The 19130-nt window shown below is 37.3% G+C and carries 19 protein-coding genes; 4 read left to right on the top strand and 15 right to left on the bottom strand.

The genetic code is table 11. The features are described from left to right. Positions 1-177: 177 nt before the first annotated feature. From NQ185_RS12930 to NQ185_RS12920, 3 genes are all read right to left on the bottom strand, one after another. Positions 178-330, bottom strand: a complete 153-nt coding sequence (locus NQ185_RS12930) for a hypothetical protein (protein ID WP_257582300.1) — start codon at positions 328-330, stop codon at positions 178-180. 67 nt (positions 331-397) lie between these two features. Beyond that, positions 398-952 carry a nitroreductase family protein gene (locus NQ185_RS12925; RefSeq protein ID WP_257582298.1) on the bottom strand — a complete coding sequence of 185 codons (555 nt, stop codon included), beginning with the start codon at positions 950-952 and terminating at the stop codon, positions 398-400. A gap of 262 nt (positions 953-1214) precedes the next feature. Continuing rightward, positions 1215-2510, bottom strand: a complete 1296-nt coding sequence (locus NQ185_RS12920) for a pyrimidine-nucleoside phosphorylase (protein ID WP_257582437.1) — start codon at positions 2508-2510, stop codon at positions 1215-1217. A 162-nt stretch (positions 2511-2672) separates the two neighbouring features. Between NQ185_RS12920 and NQ185_RS12915 the strand changes: the two genes are divergently transcribed. Beyond that, positions 2673-3209 carry a YceI family protein gene (locus NQ185_RS12915; protein ID WP_257582297.1) on the top strand — a complete coding sequence of 179 codons (537 nt, stop codon included), beginning with the start codon at positions 2673-2675 and terminating at the stop codon, positions 3207-3209. 45 nt (positions 3210-3254) lie between these two features. Here NQ185_RS12915 and mscL read toward each other — a convergent pair whose 3' ends face one another. Next, positions 3255-3653 carry a large conductance mechanosensitive channel protein MscL gene (gene mscL / locus NQ185_RS12910; RefSeq protein ID WP_257582296.1) on the bottom strand — a complete coding sequence of 133 codons (399 nt, stop codon included), beginning with the start codon at positions 3651-3653 and terminating at the stop codon, positions 3255-3257. A 29-nt stretch (positions 3654-3682) separates the two neighbouring features. Further along, positions 3683-5188 (bottom strand): GGDEF domain-containing protein, encoded by a 1506-nt coding sequence (locus NQ185_RS12905; protein ID WP_257582295.1) that lies wholly within the window; start codon positions 5186-5188, stop codon positions 3683-3685. Positions 5189-5280: 92 nt separating this feature from the next. On the opposite strand from NQ185_RS12905, the gene NQ185_RS12900 reads away from it, so the two are divergent. After that, a complete protein-coding gene (locus NQ185_RS12900) occupies positions 5281-6042 on the top strand; it encodes a class I SAM-dependent methyltransferase (RefSeq protein ID WP_257582294.1) in 762 nt (253 codons plus the stop codon). A 391-nt stretch (positions 6043-6433) separates the two neighbouring features. Here NQ185_RS12900 and NQ185_RS12895 read toward each other — a convergent pair whose 3' ends face one another. Genes NQ185_RS12895 through NQ185_RS12880 form a run of 4 tightly spaced genes read right to left on the bottom strand, consistent with a single transcriptional unit; the run spans position 6434 to position 9800 of the window. Further along, the gene (locus tag NQ185_RS12895) at positions 6434-7036 is read right to left on the bottom strand and encodes a response regulator transcription factor (protein ID WP_257582292.1); all 603 of its coding nucleotides are present in this window, start codon (positions 7034-7036) and stop codon (positions 6434-6436) included. Then, entirely contained in the window at positions 7014-8156 is a 1143-nt protein-coding gene (locus tag NQ185_RS12890) for a sensor histidine kinase (RefSeq protein WP_307000929.1), read from the bottom strand. The genes NQ185_RS12895 and NQ185_RS12890 overlap by 23 nt, the downstream gene beginning before the upstream one ends. 3 nt (positions 8157-8159) lie before the next feature. Next, complete coding sequence (locus NQ185_RS12885) at positions 8160-8897, bottom strand: ABC transporter permease (protein ID WP_257582291.1); 738 nt, start codon at positions 8895-8897, stop codon at positions 8160-8162. Further along, positions 8898-9800 carry an ABC transporter ATP-binding protein gene (locus NQ185_RS12880; protein ID WP_257582290.1) on the bottom strand — a complete coding sequence of 301 codons (903 nt, stop codon included), beginning with the start codon at positions 9798-9800 and terminating at the stop codon, positions 8898-8900. It abuts the gene before it with no gap. Positions 9801-9949: 149 nt separating this feature from the next. Between NQ185_RS12880 and NQ185_RS12875 the strand changes: the two genes are divergently transcribed. Continuing rightward, positions 9950-10609 (top strand): toxoflavin lyase-like VOC family protein, encoded by a 660-nt coding sequence (locus NQ185_RS12875; RefSeq protein ID WP_257582289.1) that lies wholly within the window; start codon positions 9950-9952, stop codon positions 10607-10609. A 10-nt stretch (positions 10610-10619) separates the two neighbouring features. After that, the gene (locus NQ185_RS12870; RefSeq protein ID WP_257582286.1) at positions 10620-11309 is read left to right on the top strand and encodes a Crp/Fnr family transcriptional regulator; all 690 of its coding nucleotides are present in this window, start codon (positions 10620-10622) and stop codon (positions 11307-11309) included. Between the two features lie 316 nt (positions 11310-11625). Here NQ185_RS12870 and NQ185_RS12865 read toward each other — a convergent pair whose 3' ends face one another. The 6 genes from NQ185_RS12865 to NQ185_RS12840 form a co-directional block, all read right to left on the bottom strand. Next, the gene (locus NQ185_RS12865) at positions 11626-12450 is read right to left on the bottom strand and encodes a carbohydrate ABC transporter permease (RefSeq protein WP_257582285.1); all 825 of its coding nucleotides are present in this window, start codon (positions 12448-12450) and stop codon (positions 11626-11628) included. Then, positions 12447-13418 carry a carbohydrate ABC transporter permease gene (locus tag NQ185_RS12860; protein ID WP_257582284.1) on the bottom strand — a complete coding sequence of 324 codons (972 nt, stop codon included), beginning with the start codon at positions 13416-13418 and terminating at the stop codon, positions 12447-12449. The genes NQ185_RS12865 and NQ185_RS12860 overlap by 4 nt, the downstream gene beginning before the upstream one ends. Positions 13419-13480: 62 nt before the next feature. After that, on the bottom strand, positions 13481-14758 hold the full coding sequence (locus tag NQ185_RS12855; protein WP_373370805.1) for an ABC transporter substrate-binding protein: 1278 nt from the start codon (positions 14756-14758) through the stop codon (positions 13481-13483). 408 nt (positions 14759-15166) lie between these two features. Next, positions 15167-16726, bottom strand: a complete 1560-nt coding sequence (locus NQ185_RS12850) for a response regulator (protein ID WP_257582282.1) — start codon at positions 16724-16726, stop codon at positions 15167-15169. 2 nt (positions 16727-16728) lie between these two features. After that, positions 16729-18153, bottom strand: a complete 1425-nt coding sequence (locus NQ185_RS12845; RefSeq protein WP_257582281.1) for a sensor histidine kinase — start codon at positions 18151-18153, stop codon at positions 16729-16731. After that, complete coding sequence (locus NQ185_RS12840; RefSeq protein WP_257582280.1) at positions 18146-19129, bottom strand: sugar-binding protein; 984 nt, start codon at positions 19127-19129, stop codon at positions 18146-18148. The genes NQ185_RS12845 and NQ185_RS12840 overlap by 8 nt, the downstream gene beginning before the upstream one ends. Position 19130: the final 1 nt, after the last annotated feature.

The raw sequence follows: 19130 nt of genomic DNA, 5'->3' as shown, positions 1-19130 counted from the left end.
TAGTTGACCCACTAAACTATATAACAATACATATGCGCGGTCAATGGCGAAAATGTGAAAGAATCAAAAGCGGAAGCCCCTTTTAGTGAGTTAAAGCTTGATGAGCACAGTCGACAGTTAAACTTTTGCAAAAATAAAAACAACTTTGCCTTCATGGCAAAGTTGTTTTTTGTAGTCTTATCCGCGAATCATCGGGATTAAATAACTGATTATAAACCATAGGATTCCAAAAAAGATGATTAAATAAGCGGCGTATTTTATAAAAGTGGAAGCTACTTTACTGGAATCTGACTTCCTTTCAGTCCTTTCAACTTCCTTATGCTCGTCCATGATAATCTCTCCTTGTTTAAGGGTCTTGTATCTGTCATACCCATAAACAAGAAATGCAAAACAACGCTTAAAATGAGACCAGCTTTTCTGAGGGGTCTGTTCTTTTTCGTATTTTTCTTGCAATGATTTCTTTATCAAAATAGCCAATATTTAATACTCCAACAACTTTTTCTCCCGGTGCGACTTCAAGTGATTGTCGGAATTTCGGATCATGTATATGGATCGGTGTTTTCCAGACCATCCCAATTTCTTGTTCCCAAGCGAGTAGCTGAAGGTTTTGCAACATACAGCTTGTCGCAGCAAAGTCTTCTTCCCATACCTTTTGCCGAGGGTCTACATTCATAATGACAACCAAAAATGCCGGTACATTGACAAATTTATTCCTAATAATTTCATGCTTGTCTTTCTCATGACATTGTAAAATCACTTCAATAAAATCATCTTTGCGATCTCTCGAAATGAAAATAAAACGCCATGGCTCACGAACCCCGTGTGTTGGCGCCCAAACGGCATCTTTTAATAATGACAATACAAGTTCCAGACTAACTTCCTTATCGACGTAGCCGTTTTTAACAGACGTTCTTTCTCGGATGATGTCAGCAATCGACTTTACTGCTAGCATGGATAGCCTCCTTAAATAATAATGATAATCATTATCACTTATCTTATCATTCAGAAATTTGATTGACAAGCAAGAAATGCGAATGCGCCTGTTCATCGACGTACAAACTTCAGGGCCTTTGACTGAGATAAAGGAAACACAGCGAGGCACGAGCTGATGTTGACTTATCGTAGGGAAAAGGACAGGAAGTTTGCTAGTCGATAGGCGCTGTAGCAAGACAAGAAAAAAGAGCCTTCACCACGAAAGCCCACATAGAAAATTCTCATATCGTATAGATCAAAGGCAATGGAGAGGGTTTATCTATGGAATAATCATATGCCTCTGTAATCTGCTTTATGACCTCGACGACCTGTTCAGTATTACTATGAATTGTAGCAATGCTCTTTCCTGCCTCAACTAAATCCCCAATTTTTTTATGTAAAACAATTCCTACACTTAAATCGATTTCGGATTCCTTCGTTGCTCGGCCAGCTCCTAAAAGCATCGCCGCTACACCAATCTCATCAGCGACAATGCCTGTTACATAACCACTCTTTGTCGCATTTACAGGAATTTTATACTTAGCTTGCGGCAGCTTATTTATATCATCTACGACCGAAGCATCTCCACCTTGGGACGATAAAAACTGTTTAAATACTTGAAGGGCTTTTCCGTTAGTAATCACTTCTTCAAGCATTACACGAGCACTATCCTCGGAATCGGCTTTTCCAGCAAGAACAACCATTTTACTGCCGAGCACAAGGCAAAGTTCATGCAAATCTCGAGGTCCTTTTCCTTTTAATGTTTCGATGGCTTCTTTTACTTCTAGTGCATTTCCGACCGCGTATCCAAGAGGCTGGTCCATATTCGAAATGACGGCCAATGTTTTTCTTCCCACTTGGTTTCCAATTTCCATCATAGCTTGCGCTAGCTCCCTTGCATCATCAAGCTGCTTCATAAAGGCGCCTGCACCAACTTTCACATCAAGAACAATCGCATCTGCACCCGCTGCGATTTTTTTACTCATGATGGAACTGGCAATGAGGGGAATGGAATTAACAGTTGCGGTCACGTCTCTAAGGCTATATATTTTTTTATCAGCCGGTGTTAAATTTCCTGATTGGCCAATAACCGCAATTTTATTGCGATTGACTAATTCAATAAACTGCTCCTCAGGAATTTCCACATGAAAACCATGAACTGCTTCCAACTTGTCGATTGTTCCGCCCGTATGCCCTAATCCCCTGCCTGACATTTTTGCGACAGGAATTCCAAGGGCTGCCACAAGTGGAGCTAATATCAATGTCGTCGTGTCGCCTACACCGCCGGTCGAATGCTTATCGACTTTAATTCCTCCAATTCCAGACAAATCGATTTGATCTCCCGATTGCACCATCGCCATTGTCATTTCTGCCGTTTCTTCGGCGGACATCCCATTGAAAAATACAGACATCAATAAAGCAGACATTTGATAATCAGGAATCGTACCATTTGTATACCCCTCAATGATAAAATTAATTTCCTCTTTGTTAAGATGTCCTCCGTCCCTCTTCTTTTCAATCAAATCCACCATTCGCATAGTCATGACACACCTCTTTTTGGATATCTTACTTCCATTATTAATTTTTCAAAAGCTAAAGTCAAAAAACAAATAAATCACTTTACATTTTATTTGTTAACAACTATAATAATATCAGTTACTTACTTTTTGTAATAACATAATGAAGGAGGAAATAATAAAATGACAATTTCTAAATGGAATCTTGATAATGCGCATAGCAATGTTGATTTCTCGGTAAAACATATGATGGTATCTAAAGTTAAAGGTTCTTTCAACCAATTTTCAGCTGATATCCAAGCGGATCCAACTGATCTTACTACAGCAAGCTTGAATTTTACGATTGATGTGGCAAGCATTGATACACGAAACGAGGATCGTGACAATCATCTTCGTTCAGCCGACTTTTTTGAGGTTGAAACATATCCACACTTGACTTTTACGTCAACAAATATTGAGAAAAAAGGCGAAGATGAATACACTGTTACAGGAGATGTTTCCTTGCACGGTATAACAAAGCCTGAATCGTTCACCGTTACATTCGAAGGACTTGCAAAAGACCCAATGAGCGGCGCTGAAAAAGCAGGTTTTAGTGTTGAAGGGAAAATCAAACGCAGTGATTACGGTTTAACTTGGAACGCAGCACTTGAAACAGGCGGCGTCCTTGTTGGAGATGACATTAAAGTAACTATGGAAATTCAAGTATCTAAAGAAGCTTAATTCATTACAAAAATACCACACAAGGACATGTGTGGTATTTTTGTATCAATTCTCAGCTTTTTCTTGTTTTTGTTCTTTTAATAAATCCCTAATTTCAGCCAGCAGTTCTACTTCTGGTGCTACCTCTATTTTCTTCTCTACAACTTCTTCTTCCTTTTTCTTTTTTATGCTATTTAATATTTTTACAAACATAAAAATTGAAAAGGATATAATGAAAAAGTCGACTACGCTTTGAATAAACAATCCGTATTTAACATCAGCATCATTAATTGTGACTGATAGTTTTTCAAAGCTTCTACCACCTAACAATACACCAACTAACGGCATAATGATGTTATCTACCAGCGAAGAAACGATTTTTCCAAAGGCAGCTCCGATGACTACAGCAACGGCCAAATCTAGTACATTTCCTTTAATAGCAAACTTTTTAAACTCTTCCCACATATATTCCAACTCCTAAAAAAATCGTACTATTATTGTACAATAATAGTACGATCATGATAAGGACTAGATTTATAAATATAATATTGGTTTTTTCCATTATTTTTTGAACGATATAAAGCACTATCCGCCTTTGCATATAATGAATCAACATTTTCCTGTACGTCGGCAAACGCGATTCCTATGCTCATGGATACATTGATGTTATTCGGAAGATCATGGAAACGTTGCTCCATAATATTTAGCATTCCTGAAGCGATAATCCTGATATCGTCCTCCTGAACATTTGAGAATATAACACCAAATTCATCTCCGCCAATTCTAACCGCATTATCCTTTTTCCCAGAAAAAGAGGCTATTGTATCTGCCGTAATTTTGAGAATACGATCACCTTCCGAATGACCTAACCGATCGTTCACAAGTTTAAAATTGTCAAGATCAATCATCATTAAAGCAGTGTTTATATTTTTCTTTTCCAATTGCCCCCTTATTAAATCTTCAAAAGCCGCTCGGTTTTTTAACCCTGTTAAGCTGTCATGGAAAGCCAGAAACATTGGTCGTTCTATCCAGCGAGCAATAAAAAGGGAAAGTAATATGGCGGCAGTAAAAATGACAAGCAGCTGCACAACGAATTGTTTTGTATTATCCATTAAAGCTTTATCGAGGGGCGCCTCATTATAAATAATTTCGACAACCCTATCCGTTGAGACCCCTCTTTTCATAATTGCTTCATAAGGAACATATCGATACTTAACATCAAGGCCTTGCCATTTTCCTTTAACTTCTACAGGCTTTCCACTTTCAAGGGCCTTTCTAAAAAATGACCATCTTTCGGATGACGGCTTCATATCTTGTTGTTCATTCGTTTTACTGAGTAGAAAAAGGTGCCCACCACGATTATATATATTGATATTATTTACAAAAGTATATTTTTTCTCGAGTCCTTTTGCTAAATGAAGGAAATTAAAATGCTGAAAGATTTCTCCATCTGATAAAGATGCACCTAACTCGATTATGTACTTTTTATCCGGGGTCGGGGCATAACTATATTTTTTTATTTCACCATCCGATTGTTGGATGTCCATCCCATCATCAACAAATATACCTTCACTTCTCCTTTGATCGAGAAGTTCGGATAGACGCCTACAGCAATCACGGAAATTAAGGCCAACATCCTCTTCGAAACTACTATGTATAATGACATTTTGTTCATTTATTATGTATATATCCATCTCATAATAAGCTTTTAGCGCTTGAAGATTCCATTCATTAAAATCAGGTGTTTTTTCGTAAAGAGCAAGTAATTCATCAGAGTTCTTCTTCATTTTTCTAGCGATGTCATCGTCAAAGAGCATGTATGCCTTATCGATTGTATGTAATGATTCGATGATACTTTCTTCTGTTGCACTTAGTTTAGTCGCATATTCATCTATTAATCTATTCTTCAACTTCACTTGATCAAAAAAAGCTACGATAAAAGAGATAAAAATGGAAAAAGCGATTATTATTAAAGTTAAATGTAATCTAAAATTTTTCAAGAAAAATACCCCTTTATAAAAATCACACTCAGGACCATTATACTATTGTCTAAGGAGTCTCCGCCACTTAATGATTCGGGAGGAATTTGATTATGTTACTTGATAAAAAATTTGAGCATTTAATCGAAAGCAGTAATAAGCCATTTTCCGGTTGGGATTTTTCCTATGTAAATGGGACGGGAAGAATAGATAGTGAGCCCCTTACTTGGTCATATGGGAGCAAGGCATTCACTTTAATTGGAAATTCATCGGCGATGCTTGATATGGGTACTGGCGGTGGGGAATTTCTGTCGATGCTGCGTCCTTTTCCTAAAACCATTTATGCAACCGAAGGCTATGAACCAAATGTCCCGATTGCAAAGGATCGTCTTGAACCAGTTGGAGTAAAGGTTTTTAAAATTGAAGACGATCACAATTTACCATTTGAAAATAGTTTTTTTGATTTAATCTTAAATAAGCACGAAGCGTATTCAAATCAAGAGATCCGTAGAGTTATCTCAACTGGAGGCATGTTCCTTACTCAACAGGTTGGCGGATTGGATTGCCATGAGATTAACGATGCACTTGGCTTGCCTTATAATGAGGAATTTATCGATTGGAATTTAGATAAGGCTGCAACAGACTTGGAGAACAATGGTTTTAAGATAATAGAAAGCAGTGAAGAATTTCCGGTTCAAAGGTTTTTTGACATCGGAGCACTAGTCTATTATTTAAAAGCGATTCCTTGGCAAGCACCAGACTTTAATGTAGAAAAAGAAAAAAAGAAATTGTATGAAATTCACCTATTAATCCAAGAAAAGGGATATTTTGATGTAAAGCAGCATCGATTTTTTATTAAGGCGAAAGCTATTTAGACTTTTTAAATTATATCTTAATGACTGCTTTGGATTGGATGTTCAATGGGAAAGTGCTGAAGGCTTTTATATGATGTTGGGCACTTTGGGCGGCTCATTGTGACCTTTTTCATGAAAAAGAGGAGAACAGGGGCACATTGAACCGCTCATCGTGGCCTTCATCATGAAATAATAGGGAACGAGGGCACATTGAACCGCCCATCGTGACCTTTAACATGAAATAACAGAGAACAGGGGCACATTGAACCACTCATCGTGACCTTCAACATGAAATAATAGGGAGAAGGTCACGTTGAACCACTCAACGTGACCTTCATTCAAATTGAAAAGGGCATGTTGACATGGCTAAAGGTACATAAAAGGATGTTCCATAAAGATGGAACATCCCTTTTTAAATCCAGCCCTTCTCCTGGGCAACGGATATGGCTTCGATTTTATTCTTGGATTCTAATTTTTGAAGAATTTCAGACATATAATTTCTTACAGTTCCTTGAGATAAAAATAATGTTTTCGATATTTCCTTGCCTGTTTTTCCTTCGGCAGCTAATTTCAAAATTTCTTGTTCGCGTTCCGTTAACGGGTTATCTTTGTTATAAGAGTTCATTATTAATTCGTGAGAGAATTCCCTCTTTCCCTTCATTACATTTCGAATGGCACTGGCCAGTTCATCAATTGATCCGTCCTTTAATAAATATCCGTGAACACCTGCTTTCATGGCCCTTTCGAAATAGCCGGGGCGAGCGAAAGTGGTCAATATAATGACCTTGACTGAAGATCCTTCTTGTTTTAACTCACTCGCCACTTCAAGCCCACTTTTCAACGGCATTTCGATATCCATTAGACAAATATCCGGATTAAGTTCCTTTACAAGCTTTAATGCTTCTTCACCATTTTCAGCTTGACCTACTACCTCCAAATCATCTTCAAAGTCCAGTAACGCCCCGAGTGCTCCCCTTAAAATTCGCTGATCCTCAGCAATGACTATGCGTATCATAGGCGTCCTCCACTCCAATTTGCTTTTTTATAATAGGGATGGTGATTGTAAGCAATGTTCCTTTATTTGAACTAATCGTAAACGTCCCTTCTATTAAAGCAAGACGTTCTTTCATTCCTTTCAAACCATTGCCCTTTTGATGATGTTCGCTTAATCCTACCCCATCATCTTTTATAGAAATAGATAAAAAGCCTTCCATATCTTCAAACGTTACAATACATTTTTTAGCCTGACTATGCTTAACAATATTTGTTCCAGCTTCCCGGAGACACATCCCTATTATGTTTTGCTGCAATAAAGGAATATGGGAAAAATCTACATACCCTTGAACATGAAACTCCATTCCAGCAGCTGTTAAAATTTGCTCCATATCTGCTACTTCTTCAGAAATGGTAATGGAACGCATTTCGGATACGAGTTCTCTAACCTGGCTTAACGCAGAGCGTGAAGTTGATTCAATTTGCATTGCCTCCTGCCTCGCACGTTCAGGGGCCTTCTCCGTCAGTCTTTGTACAAGTTGACTTTGCAGTGTGATAAGCGATAGTGTATGTCCCAGTGTATCGTGCAAATCCCTTGCAATTCGTACTCGTTCTTCACGCTTGATCAATTCCTTGATTTGTTGATTTGCCTGATCAAGCTTCTGCTCCAATTCCATCTTTGTGTTCATCGAACGGATGCCAAAAGGAGTAGTAAGCATCACAATAAGAAAAGGAAAAAAGAAATAAAAGTCAGATAAATGTCCTTGTAAAGTAAAATATAATATCGGTAAAGCCATCACTACTGCAAAAGACAGCAACGCCATTTTAAATAGTTTTTTATCAGGAAACCAGCCAATAAAATTTGCTGTAAAAAAACCCATAAACATGTTGAAAGGATTAAACCAAATACTTAGAATAAACAGAATGACAAATTGTAATACAAGCCAAATAGAGAACTTTTTAAAAGGGACTAGAAAATACAACTGCCGGTACGTAACAAGGAAAAGCAGTATTAGAGCATAGCCAATCACTGCTTTAAGACCTTGTTCTTCCCTCATGTAAAAAGTCGGAAGAGCCAGATAAATCATAAATATATATGGAAAAACACCGTACCTTTTAGGAAAAACTTGAAACCTTTTCAATGATTACACCGCTTCCTGTTTCCTTCTTATATAAGTTGATAATACCATGAATACGAGAAGGTAGGATGCTAGAATCGCGATATTTTTCAAGTCTGGAGATTCTCCGCGGATAATTTCCCACGCCCCATTTCCAAAATTATACGAAGGAAGCCAACTTCCCACCCTTTGAACCATCTTAGGCAGTATATCCATTGGCATCCACATTCCACCGGTAATCGCAAGGAGCATATAAACCATATTGCTTACACCTGTTGCTGTATCAACTCGTTTCATCGTTCCTACCAATGCGCCAAGTCCGAGAAATGGCAATGAACCAAGAAGAATCCAAGCTCCGCTCATGAACCAAACGTGAATCGGAAGCGAAACACCATTGATCAATATCCCAGCAATAAAAATTATCATTATTGAAAAGAGATGTACAACAGTCTGCCCCATCATTTTTGCTAAAAAGTACACTGAACCAGAAAGAGGCGTCGTTTTAATAAAAGTAGTCCATCCTTCCTTGCGCTCTTGCACAATTCGGATCCCCATCGTCATGATGGCACTTCCCATTACACTGAATGTCGTCATCGACATTAAATAATGTGCATCCCATATCTTTTTATCTGGTACTTGGATGTTTACGATTTTTGTAAAAATGACATAAAATACGATTGGCATAAAAAGGGACCAAAAAATATAATATGGATTCCTAAACATACGCAATATTTCCGCTTTGCATTGATGAATAATCACGTTCATTTATATAACCTCCTTATGATCACCAGTCAGTTGTTCAAAGGCTTCTTCCAACCGACCGTTTTCTACGCGAATATCTTTAACGATTAGTTTCAATTCAAAAATTCTCGCCAGTACTAAGTCCGTATCTTCCGTCATGATATAAATTCTTCCGTCTTTTTCATACATATCAGATACAAAAGAAAGTTCGAGAAACATCTTTTTTGGTATAGCATGGTCGGCTATAAAAGAAACCGACTGTTTGGAAAGTCTTTTCTTAATTTCTTCTGGTTTGCCATCCGCGATAATTCTTCCTTCATTAAACAATAAAATTCTATCAGCAATATCATCCGCTTCTTGTAAATAATGGGTTGAAAATAGAATCGTTTTCCCTTGATTTGCTAACTCCTTCACGGTTTGCCAAAATATTTTCCGAGCCGATATATCCATTCCCACTGTCGGTTCATCAAAAAATAGTAAATCCGGATTTCCCGCTAGAGCAAGAGCAAAACCTACTCTGCGTTTTTGGCCGCCTGAAAGCTTCTCTGTTCGCTTTTTCAAATCATCTTGATTTAGACCAGTAATTTGTATTAGATGATCCAATGAATAAGGGTTTGGATAATATTGACGAATCAGACTAATGATTTCCTTTACTTTTAACCCATCCATTATGCTTACTTCTTGGAGCATGACTCCAATTTTTTCACGAATACTTTTCGATTTAGCGTCTTTTCCAAATAACTTTACTCCGCCTTTTGACGGACTCAACAAGCCAAGCATCATGAGCATCGTCGTTGTTTTGCCTGCTCCATTTGGTCCAAGAATCGCAACCACTTCTCCACGCTTTATTGAAAAAGAAACATCCGAAACAGCATTTTTATTCTTGAATGTTTTCGTTAATCCTGTAATTTCAACTACACTTTCCATTCAAACCGCTCCTCTGTTTGTTATTAATATCATTCTATAAATTTTTACATAGTAAAATCAGTAAGTATTGTCATGAAAACGAGGTGACATTTGTCATCTCGTTCCAAAGATTAATGTTATAATAGAAGAAAAAGTTCGTAGGTGATGTTATGTTCAAATCCGTTTCGTTTTATACCGATAAGATAAAATCATTAAAGCGATTTTATGGAAACATCATGAATCTTAACATTACAGAAGCAGCAAATGATCGGTTCACTGTTCAGATAGGTGAATCAACCATTACATTTATACAATCAGAGCGAAAGGCATTTTATCATTTCGCGATCAACATACCCGGCAATCAGTTTTCCATGATGAAAGACTGGATGCAAAATAGACTTTCCTTAAATCGGGAAAATGGCAGGGATGAAGTGTATTTTCGTAGTTTTGATGCGGATTCCATGTATTTTGAAGATCCAGCAGGGAATATTATTGAATTAATTGGACGTAGAAAAAGGGATTTGTTCGGCGATTTATCGGTGGCTTCTTTCCTTAACATTAGTGAAATCAGTATTACGACTCCTAATGTAGCAAGCGTTGGAGAAGATATTCAAGATTTTGGCATCCCACTGTTTGGAAGTACGAATGTTATAGCCGATGAATTGAATTTTCTTGGGAAGGGCGACACCTTTATTGTCCTCGTACCACCAGGTAGAAGATGGTACTTTTCCAAAACAAAGAGCGAAACACATCCTCTTGAGATTACGTTAGAGGATGGCCGTAAAATAAATATAAACGAAGAAGGGGAAATCTCTTTCTTTAATGAATAAGGGTGATCATATGAATGGAAAGATTGAATCCTCCAATTTAGAAGGTCTGCTCACGATAGTTCATAGTGAAATTGAATTGAAAAAAGATGCATACTTATTTCAAGAAGGAGATCTGGCCGATGGGATTTACTTTATCCGTTCGGGTAAGGTTCGAATTGGTAAAGTAACGCCGGACGGTCGTGAGATTGCGTTTCAGATATATAGCAAGGGTGATTTTATATATGAGATTTCTCTATACTCCGATCCCGCGCCATACACCGTTCATGCTAGAGCAATTGAAGACAGCACATGCGCTAAAATAAAAAAAGAGGATCTCGAGGAGAACCTTCTTCTTAAACCTAGCTTGAATGTCGAATTTATGAAAATGATGAGCCTTCACCATAAAAAAATGCAATCAAAATTCCGCGATCTCATTTTACATGGAAAAAAAGGAGCCTTATATTCAACTTTGATCCGCCTGACGAACAGTTATGGAATAGATCAGGAAGATGGCATTCTCATCGATTTGTCACTTACCAATCAAGAGCTTGCAAACTTTTGTGGCATGAGTCGCGAAGTCGTCAATCGGATGCTAGGCAGCTTGAAAAAAGATGGGAAACTGTCAATGAAAGATGGCAAATTAATTATTCATGACCTTGATTATTTAAAGGAAGAAAATCATTGCGAAATATGCCCGATTGAAATATGTAAGATCGATTAATGAGGAAATTCAGTCTTGATCGGATGAATATCGAGACTGAATTTCCGTTTTTCTATGATTTCAGTCTCGATTGGACGTGATTCGGGACTCAATTTCTTCTTTTCTGTGATTTCAGTCTCGATCGAACGCGATTCGAGACTCAATTTCCGTTTTTCTATGATTTCAGTCTTGATCGGACGCGAATCGAGACTCAACTTCTGTTTTTGAATCAGCTCAGTCCCGATTGAACGTGAAGCGAGAATAATTTCTTACTTCCATAATCGAATTGTTTTTATTTTTCCACCACTAATATTGCAATTCTAATTTTCTTCTAGCTTTATCCTTTTACCGATCCCGCCAGTAATCCCCTTACAAAATATTTCCCTAATATAATATAGACGAGTAAAGTTGGCAATGCCGCGAGGAGCGCGCCGGCCATCTGCACATTCCATTCTACAATTTGACTTCCTGATAAGTTTTGCAGTGCTACCATAACTGGCTGCTGTTTATTTGTTGTAATGGTGACCGCGAATAAAAACTCATTCCATATATTTGTAAACTGCCAAATTCCCACGACTACAAATCCAGAGATTGATAGTGGCATCATAATATTCCAGTAAATGCGTAAAAAGCCTGCACCATCCATTTTTGCAGATTCTATTAAATCCATCGGAATGTTAGCATAAAAGTTTCGAAACATTAGTGTTGTAACAGGAATCCCATATACGACGTGGACAAATACTAAACCTGGAATACTATTATACAGTCCAATATTTCGCAAAAATTCAATAAGTGGTATCAGAATGCTTTGATACGGTATAAACATACCGAATAATAAAGCGGTAAACACCCATTCAGATCCTTTAAATCTCCATTTTGATAACACATATCCATTCATCGATCCAATCATCGCGGCTAATATTGTCGCAGGAATAACGAGATAAAAGCTATTTATTAAGTTTGGCGCCAATTTATTAAAAGCAAAACGATAGCTTGAAAAATCTAGTGCGGAAGGAAACTTCCACATCGTAGCTAATGACACTTCAGCGAATGGCTTTAAACTCGTGATGATCATGACGTAAAGCGGCATAATGTAAAACAAGCTAAATAAGATTAGCAAAAGATAAAGAATCGTCCGAAGTCCTATTCGCTTTGCCGTCATGACATATCACCTCTTCGGTTCTTAATTAAATATGGAACGATGAAAATGGCTACGGATAATAGCATAATAATCGATATTGCCGATCCATTCGCATAATAATTTCCTCTAAACGTCGTTTCAAACATAAACGTCCCGGGAACATCCGTTACAAAACCTGCACCGGAGCCAGTCATGGCGTACACTAAGTCAAATATTTTCAATGAAATATGTGCCATTATAATGATAACGCTGACGGTAATTGGTGCTAATAATGGGAAAATTACTTTTCGATATAACTGAAATTCTGTCGCTCCGTCAACCCGGGCCGCTTCTTTTATATCGTCAGGTATCGCTCTAAGTCCCGCCAAATACATTGCCAAAGCAAAGCCCGTCAATTGCCAAGTGGCAGCAATTACAAGTGCGATAATCGCTACAGGTATACCGAATTCAATATGTCCCCATTTCCATGCTGGGATAATCGTTGTATCCACATACCACATTGGCTTTATGCCAAATTTTTGTAAAAATATATTGACTCCTGTTGTTGGATTCAATAACCATTGCCATACAACACCCGTTACGATAAAGGATAAGGACATTGGAAAGAAGAAAATGTTGCGAAATAAAGATTCACCTTTAATATTTTGATCGATTAAAATAGCTAGGAGTTGCCCAAGAACTATTACCGCTCCAATAAAGAGAATCGTAAAGAAAAACGTATTCCGTAAATCGGACTGAAACCTAAATTGATCAAACAAATAAGCGTAATTTTTAAATCCTGCAAATGAAAGATCCTTTACGATTGAATTCCAGTTGCTTAACGAAACATATCCACTCCACCCAATAAACCCGTAGACAAAAATCGCGATTAAAATGATCGATGGCAAAATAAACAATAAAGATAAAACACGATCTGTTGTTATTTTTTTCCTCGCCGATCTTCTTACTGGAATGGATATGTCCGTACTGATCTCTTTATTGACATTCATCGCGATCATCTCCCTTACTAATAGAAAGGAAGGGAAGAGTGATCTTCCCTTCTTGTTAGACTTTAAAGTTCTTGTGCTGCAGCGACTAATTGTTCAATAAAATGATCAACATTCTTTTGCGTCACAAACATGACCATCGCATCATTCACTTTTGTTACAAATCCTTCATTTGCAGCAGAACCGTGGGCAAGGCTTGGTCCTAAGTCATTCGTTTTAAAATCCTCCATCGCTGCCTTTCCGTATTCATCATATTTTTCTACATCTGCATCCACCCGTGCAGGGATAGAACCTTTTTTCGGATTAAAGGCATCCTGACCTTCAACTGATGCCAAAACAGCTAGGAATTCTTTCACTGTCTCTGGATTATCAATTTCATTTGGCAACCCAAAAGTATCTGTTATAACTACAAACATTCCACCACTATTTGGTGTTGGAGCCCATCCATAATCAGTTCCAACTTTTAAGCCACGACCGTCAAAATACCCTTTCGCCCAGTCACCCATTACGTTCATTGCCGCTTCGCCGTCAGCAACGAGTTGAGCAGCATCTTGCCAGTTTCGAGCACTATGGTCTTCATTTACATACTCAAGCATTTTGGCAAAAATTTCAGTTGCTTCTTTAACCTTTGCATCATCAAAGGCTAGATCGCCAGTCCAAAGTTTGCCATATTCAGCAGCTCCTAAATGACCTAACAAAACACTTTCATATAAATGGGTAGCCGACCAAGCTTCTTTATCACCAAGCGCTAATGGGGTGATGCCATTTTCCTTTAATGTATCGGCTACTTTGAAAAATTCATCAAAGGTAGTAGGTGCTTTCAAGTTTAATTCATCAAACACTTTTTGGTTATACCAAAGAACATTTCCGCGATGAATGTTGACGGGAACAGAATAAATTTGACCATCTTTACTAACTAAGTCGATTAGTTCTTGAGGGAACTTATCATTTAATTTTTCCGCATCAAAGAAATCATTCAAAGGTGTCATTTTTCCAGCTGCAACCCAACTCTCATTCAACTCCGCTCCACCATGAACTTGGAATGTGGATGGCGGATCCCCGCCTTGCATGCGGCTCACTAGTACGGCCTTAGCATTTGTCCCGGCACCACCGGCAACCGCAGCATTAATGACCTCAATTTCCGGGTGTTTTTGATTAAAAACATCAATTAGAGCGAGCAGTCCTTCTTCCTCACCCGCACCCGTCCACCAACTAAAAATTTCTAATGATGCTTTTTCATCTTCTGTATCAGCTGGTTTTTCTGCTGGAGGGTCATAATTTTCGGCTGGTTCCACAGGATCATTTGCAGCTTCGTCTCCGCCACATGCAGCAAGCACGATCATAAATGCAGTTATCAGTAACGCAAGAAACCACTTTTTCTTCAAATTTACTCCCCCTTACACTAATTGAAAACGCTAACAATATTATATAACTTTAAAACTATGATACTTCGATGTAATTGCTGTACGATTTTACTTCTTCCTTAACATCTTTGTGTTTTTCTCAGGAGAAAGTCCTTTCCGATACATACACCTTCATTTTTTTATGTTGAGTAGCACTTTTTTATAATGGCTATTTCCTTAAAGTTTGTTGTTGTAAAAGCCCAAGAGCCGGCTTTTACGCCTAATAAGGAAGTTTAGCGGTTTTATTAAGCTGGTAGCTCTTTTCCCAATTTAATATCAGTCCACGGATAAGATTTATTTCTCGTTTTTTAGATTACATTAGATAGCAACAAATGGCGGAAAAGAGCTTTATAATCCAATCTTCAATTGACTACTCCGATATTCTGAAGGTGAAAAGCCTGTAACACGTTTGAATACACGGCTAAAATAATTGGGATCCTTATATCCGACTTGAAAACAAATCTCTTTCAAACTTTTTTCTGGAAGTTTCATTAGCTCTTTCGCATGGTTGACACGAACTTCTGTTAAATAATCTATATAGGAGAGCCCACACTGTTCCTTAAAAAGTTTACTAAAATAATGGGGGCTAAACTGGACAATCTCTGCTACATCTTCTAGAGTGATGGATTTCTCATAGTGCTCGTTAATATGGCTTTTTGCCTTAGAGATCAAATCATTATCAGTTGAATGATTCGTTTGAACTTCTCTAGTCGTCTTCATGATTTCATCGAGTACAAGTTCTTGCAACCGGTACATAGATTTAACATCACTGTATTTTGTATGGAAGATAACTTCCACTTTCCTTTCATGCATTTGGCGATTTAATAGCACAAAAAATTCATTTATCTTTTCTTTTATTCGTTCAAGATCTCCACCAGACATGATGATAAGTTCATCAAAGTATTTTCGAAAAGAGTTCCTAGTTTCATCCAATTTCCCGAAAACAATATGTTCAAGCAATGTTTTTTCTCTCTCGAATAACTGATCAATAGATTCATTGCCTGAAAGCAGGTGATTATAATATGTACACGTGAAAGATCTAGTCGTTTTAGCCAAAGCAAAAAGCGCTTCATGATATGATTGGACAAAATCTTCTATTACATCATAACTTGTGCCAATGCCAATTTTTACTGGAGTGTGGGCGTACTTTTGTTGCAGCTTTTCAATGAGGTAACTTCCAATTTTCAATGATTGACTCATGATTGATTCATCATGGCCCCCATTACATAGTTGAATAAGGATGGGTAACTGGTTTAAATGGATTTCACCAACAAAACAAATATTTTCGGAAATGCTTAATTGGTTTGAAATATAATTTGCGATTTTATGCTTTTCATCCCCTGAAAGCTCATCTCCAAATTCTAGTACGATGACAAAACTTGTTTTTTCATAAACGCTTGTCCAATTTTCAGCAAAATTCATTTTTTCCGCTACATCATTTCCAACAATTAATGATGTAATTACGCGTGATTGGATGATTGATAATGCCCTATTATAGTTTTCCTTTAAGTTCAGTTGGTCATTTCGATTATGCCTTTCGATTTCAATTTCATTTGTAACTTTTGTTAAAACTTCAATAATTTCCTGATCTGAGCTCGGTTTTAATAAATAATCATTTACGCCAAGGCGAACTGCATGCCTAGCATATTCAAATGCTTCAAAAGCAGTCACCATAATTACTTTGACATTGCTATCCATTTTTTTAATTTCTGACGTTGCTTCAATACCATCGATTCCCGGCATTTTAATATCCATAAAGATAATATCGGGGCGAAATTCCGCTGCCTTTACTATAGCTGTTCTCCCATTTTCAGCCTCTTCTATGATTGCATCATTCCAAGCTGTAATAATCTTTTTTAAAGCTATTCTTTCAATTGCTTCATCGTCTACTAGTAAGATGCGGTACATTTTCATCCCCCTTTTGGCAATCGCAGTTCAACGATTGTCCCTTTTCCTATTTCAGACTGAATCGTAAAAAAATCTTTGCGATGATAAAAAAGTTGTAATCTACGAATGACGTTTTCCAAACCTAGGCCAGTGGAGTGGCCTGCCCCAGTTTGCTTCCATTTTTCTGTGTTGCTCAAAAAAGACTTCTGAATTTCCTCGCTCATCCCGACTCCATTATCAATAATTTTAAGGATGACATCTTTATTTTCTTCATATCCGATAATTTCAATGGATCCACCACCTTCAAGCGACTCTATTCCATGGATGAAGGCATTTTCTACAATAGGTTGAAGAGTTAATATTGGAATTTCCAAACCTAAACATGCCTCCTCTACTAGAACATCAAAATGCACCCTTTCTCCAAACCTTGTTTTTTGTATAAAAATATAGTCTTCAACTGTTTGAAGCTCATCTTTTAACTTCACTGGCTTTTCCAGCTTGCTTAAGTTATAACGCAATAGTTTTGAGAGTGACATGATCAATTGATTCACTTTTTCCGAACCCTCTATATAAGCAAGCTTTCCGATTGTATTCAATGTATTAAATAAAAAGTGAGGGTTGATTTGACTCTGCAGGCTTTTTAATTCCATTTCTTTAATCAGCTGATCCTGCTCTGATTTTTCCTGAATTTGTGTAAACAAATCAATAACGTCCCGTCTCATTTTGTTAAATGTAGCCGTTAAAAATCCTATTTCATCCTTTTTATGATATATTATTTCCTCCCCATCGAGTTTTCCAAGTGCGATTTCACGGGCTGCGTTCGTCAATTGCTGAATTGGCTTCGTAATATTATTGCTAAATAAGAGTGAAAACAGGAGCACCATAAATAAGATAGCTGAGAATAACGCAAAACCCATATACTCCATATTTTGATTCCTGGAATCCATTTCTACATAATACGATTGAAACTGAGTCAGCTCTTCGTTTAACAGGTGAAGGGTTTGGTCTTGCAAAAAGGATAATAGCTTCAGTGATTCCGCCTGCCTCGTAGGATAGCTTTCTATTTGTTCGCTCATAAACAATCCGATTGTCACATCTGTTTCTTCTATTAAACTTCCAATCATCACTTCATAATTTTTTACGGGAATATAATTGTTGTTATTCATAATCATCTTTTTTAGTTCCCGCTGCTTTTCTTTAAGTTCACGCCTGTATGTATAAAAGTCCGTTAAATCTTCTTGAGTTTTATGAAGAAGAAAGGAATTCATCGAATCAAATGTGTTCTGGGAGATTTGGGAAATATCATTCAATAATAAAAAACGGTCTAATAGATGATCATACTGAGCAACCGTTTGTTTATGATTTAGAAATAGGAAAATAGAGACCCCATTTAATAGGAGAAATAATGCCAGGAAGAAAACCATTAGCTTATTTTTCATTTTACTCATGATCGATCAGCCTAATATCTTTTTTCCGAAGTATTTTTGTCGTTGTATGGTATGTTTTTGGGATTTGACCACCCGTAACCACCTTATATAACATGGAAACACCTTTATACCCCATTTCATATTGATTTTGTTTAACCGTAGCGTGTATTTTATCCTCTTTAATCAATTCTAGCGTTTCTTTCAAATCATCAAACGCGTAAACAAGAATAGGTGTAATTGGATTGATTTTATTAATTGCTTGGGCAATCCCTGCTCCATCTAAAGCACTTGTACCAAAAAAAGCGGTAATTTCAGGATATTTCCGTAACATTTGATGTGCTTTTTCAGCTGCTTGGCTTTTACTAATATTTGAACTTTCAATCGCAACTACTTTAATATTAGGCGCTTTTTCAACCGCATCTAAAAATCCCTGAACTCGTAAAACTAGATTATTCGAATAAAGCAGCCCTGTAATGATCCCAACTACTGCCTGTCCATTGGTATCCTCTATTAGTGCCTCGCCAATCTTGTAACCGGCTTCATAATTATCAGTACCAATATAGGATATGCGCTTGCTGTCTTCGAGATCCGTGTCAAACGTAATCACGGGAACACCTCGATTTATTGCGTTATCAATGGCTGGTTTAAACTCTCGATTTGTCAGTCCTTGCGTTAAAATGCCGTCCACCTTAGCGGCAGTTGCCATTTCGATTAGTTTTATATGTTCTTCAACATTCGTCTGCCTAGGACCAACGTATTCTATAAATATATTTCTCTCTTTAGCCGCCGCTTCCGCCCCTTCAAAAATTTTACGATGATATGGATTATCTTTCTCTTGCCCAATTAAGACAAAATGAAAATCATATTTCGGAATCGGTGCGTTCCCATTAAAAGAAGCTTCATATTTAAATGATTCAAATAGAAAAAAGGCTGCCAACCCTAAGGATGTACAAATACATAAACATAGAAAAAGATAAAGAAAATTAATCTTCTTCATA

The organism is Lederbergia panacisoli (assembly GCF_024626525.1).
Taxonomy (GTDB): domain Bacteria; phylum Bacillota; class Bacilli; order Bacillales; family Bacillaceae_C; genus Lederbergia; species Lederbergia panacisoli.
Note: the sequence above shows the minus strand (reverse complement) of the source record. Positions and strands in the feature narration are given on the sequence as shown.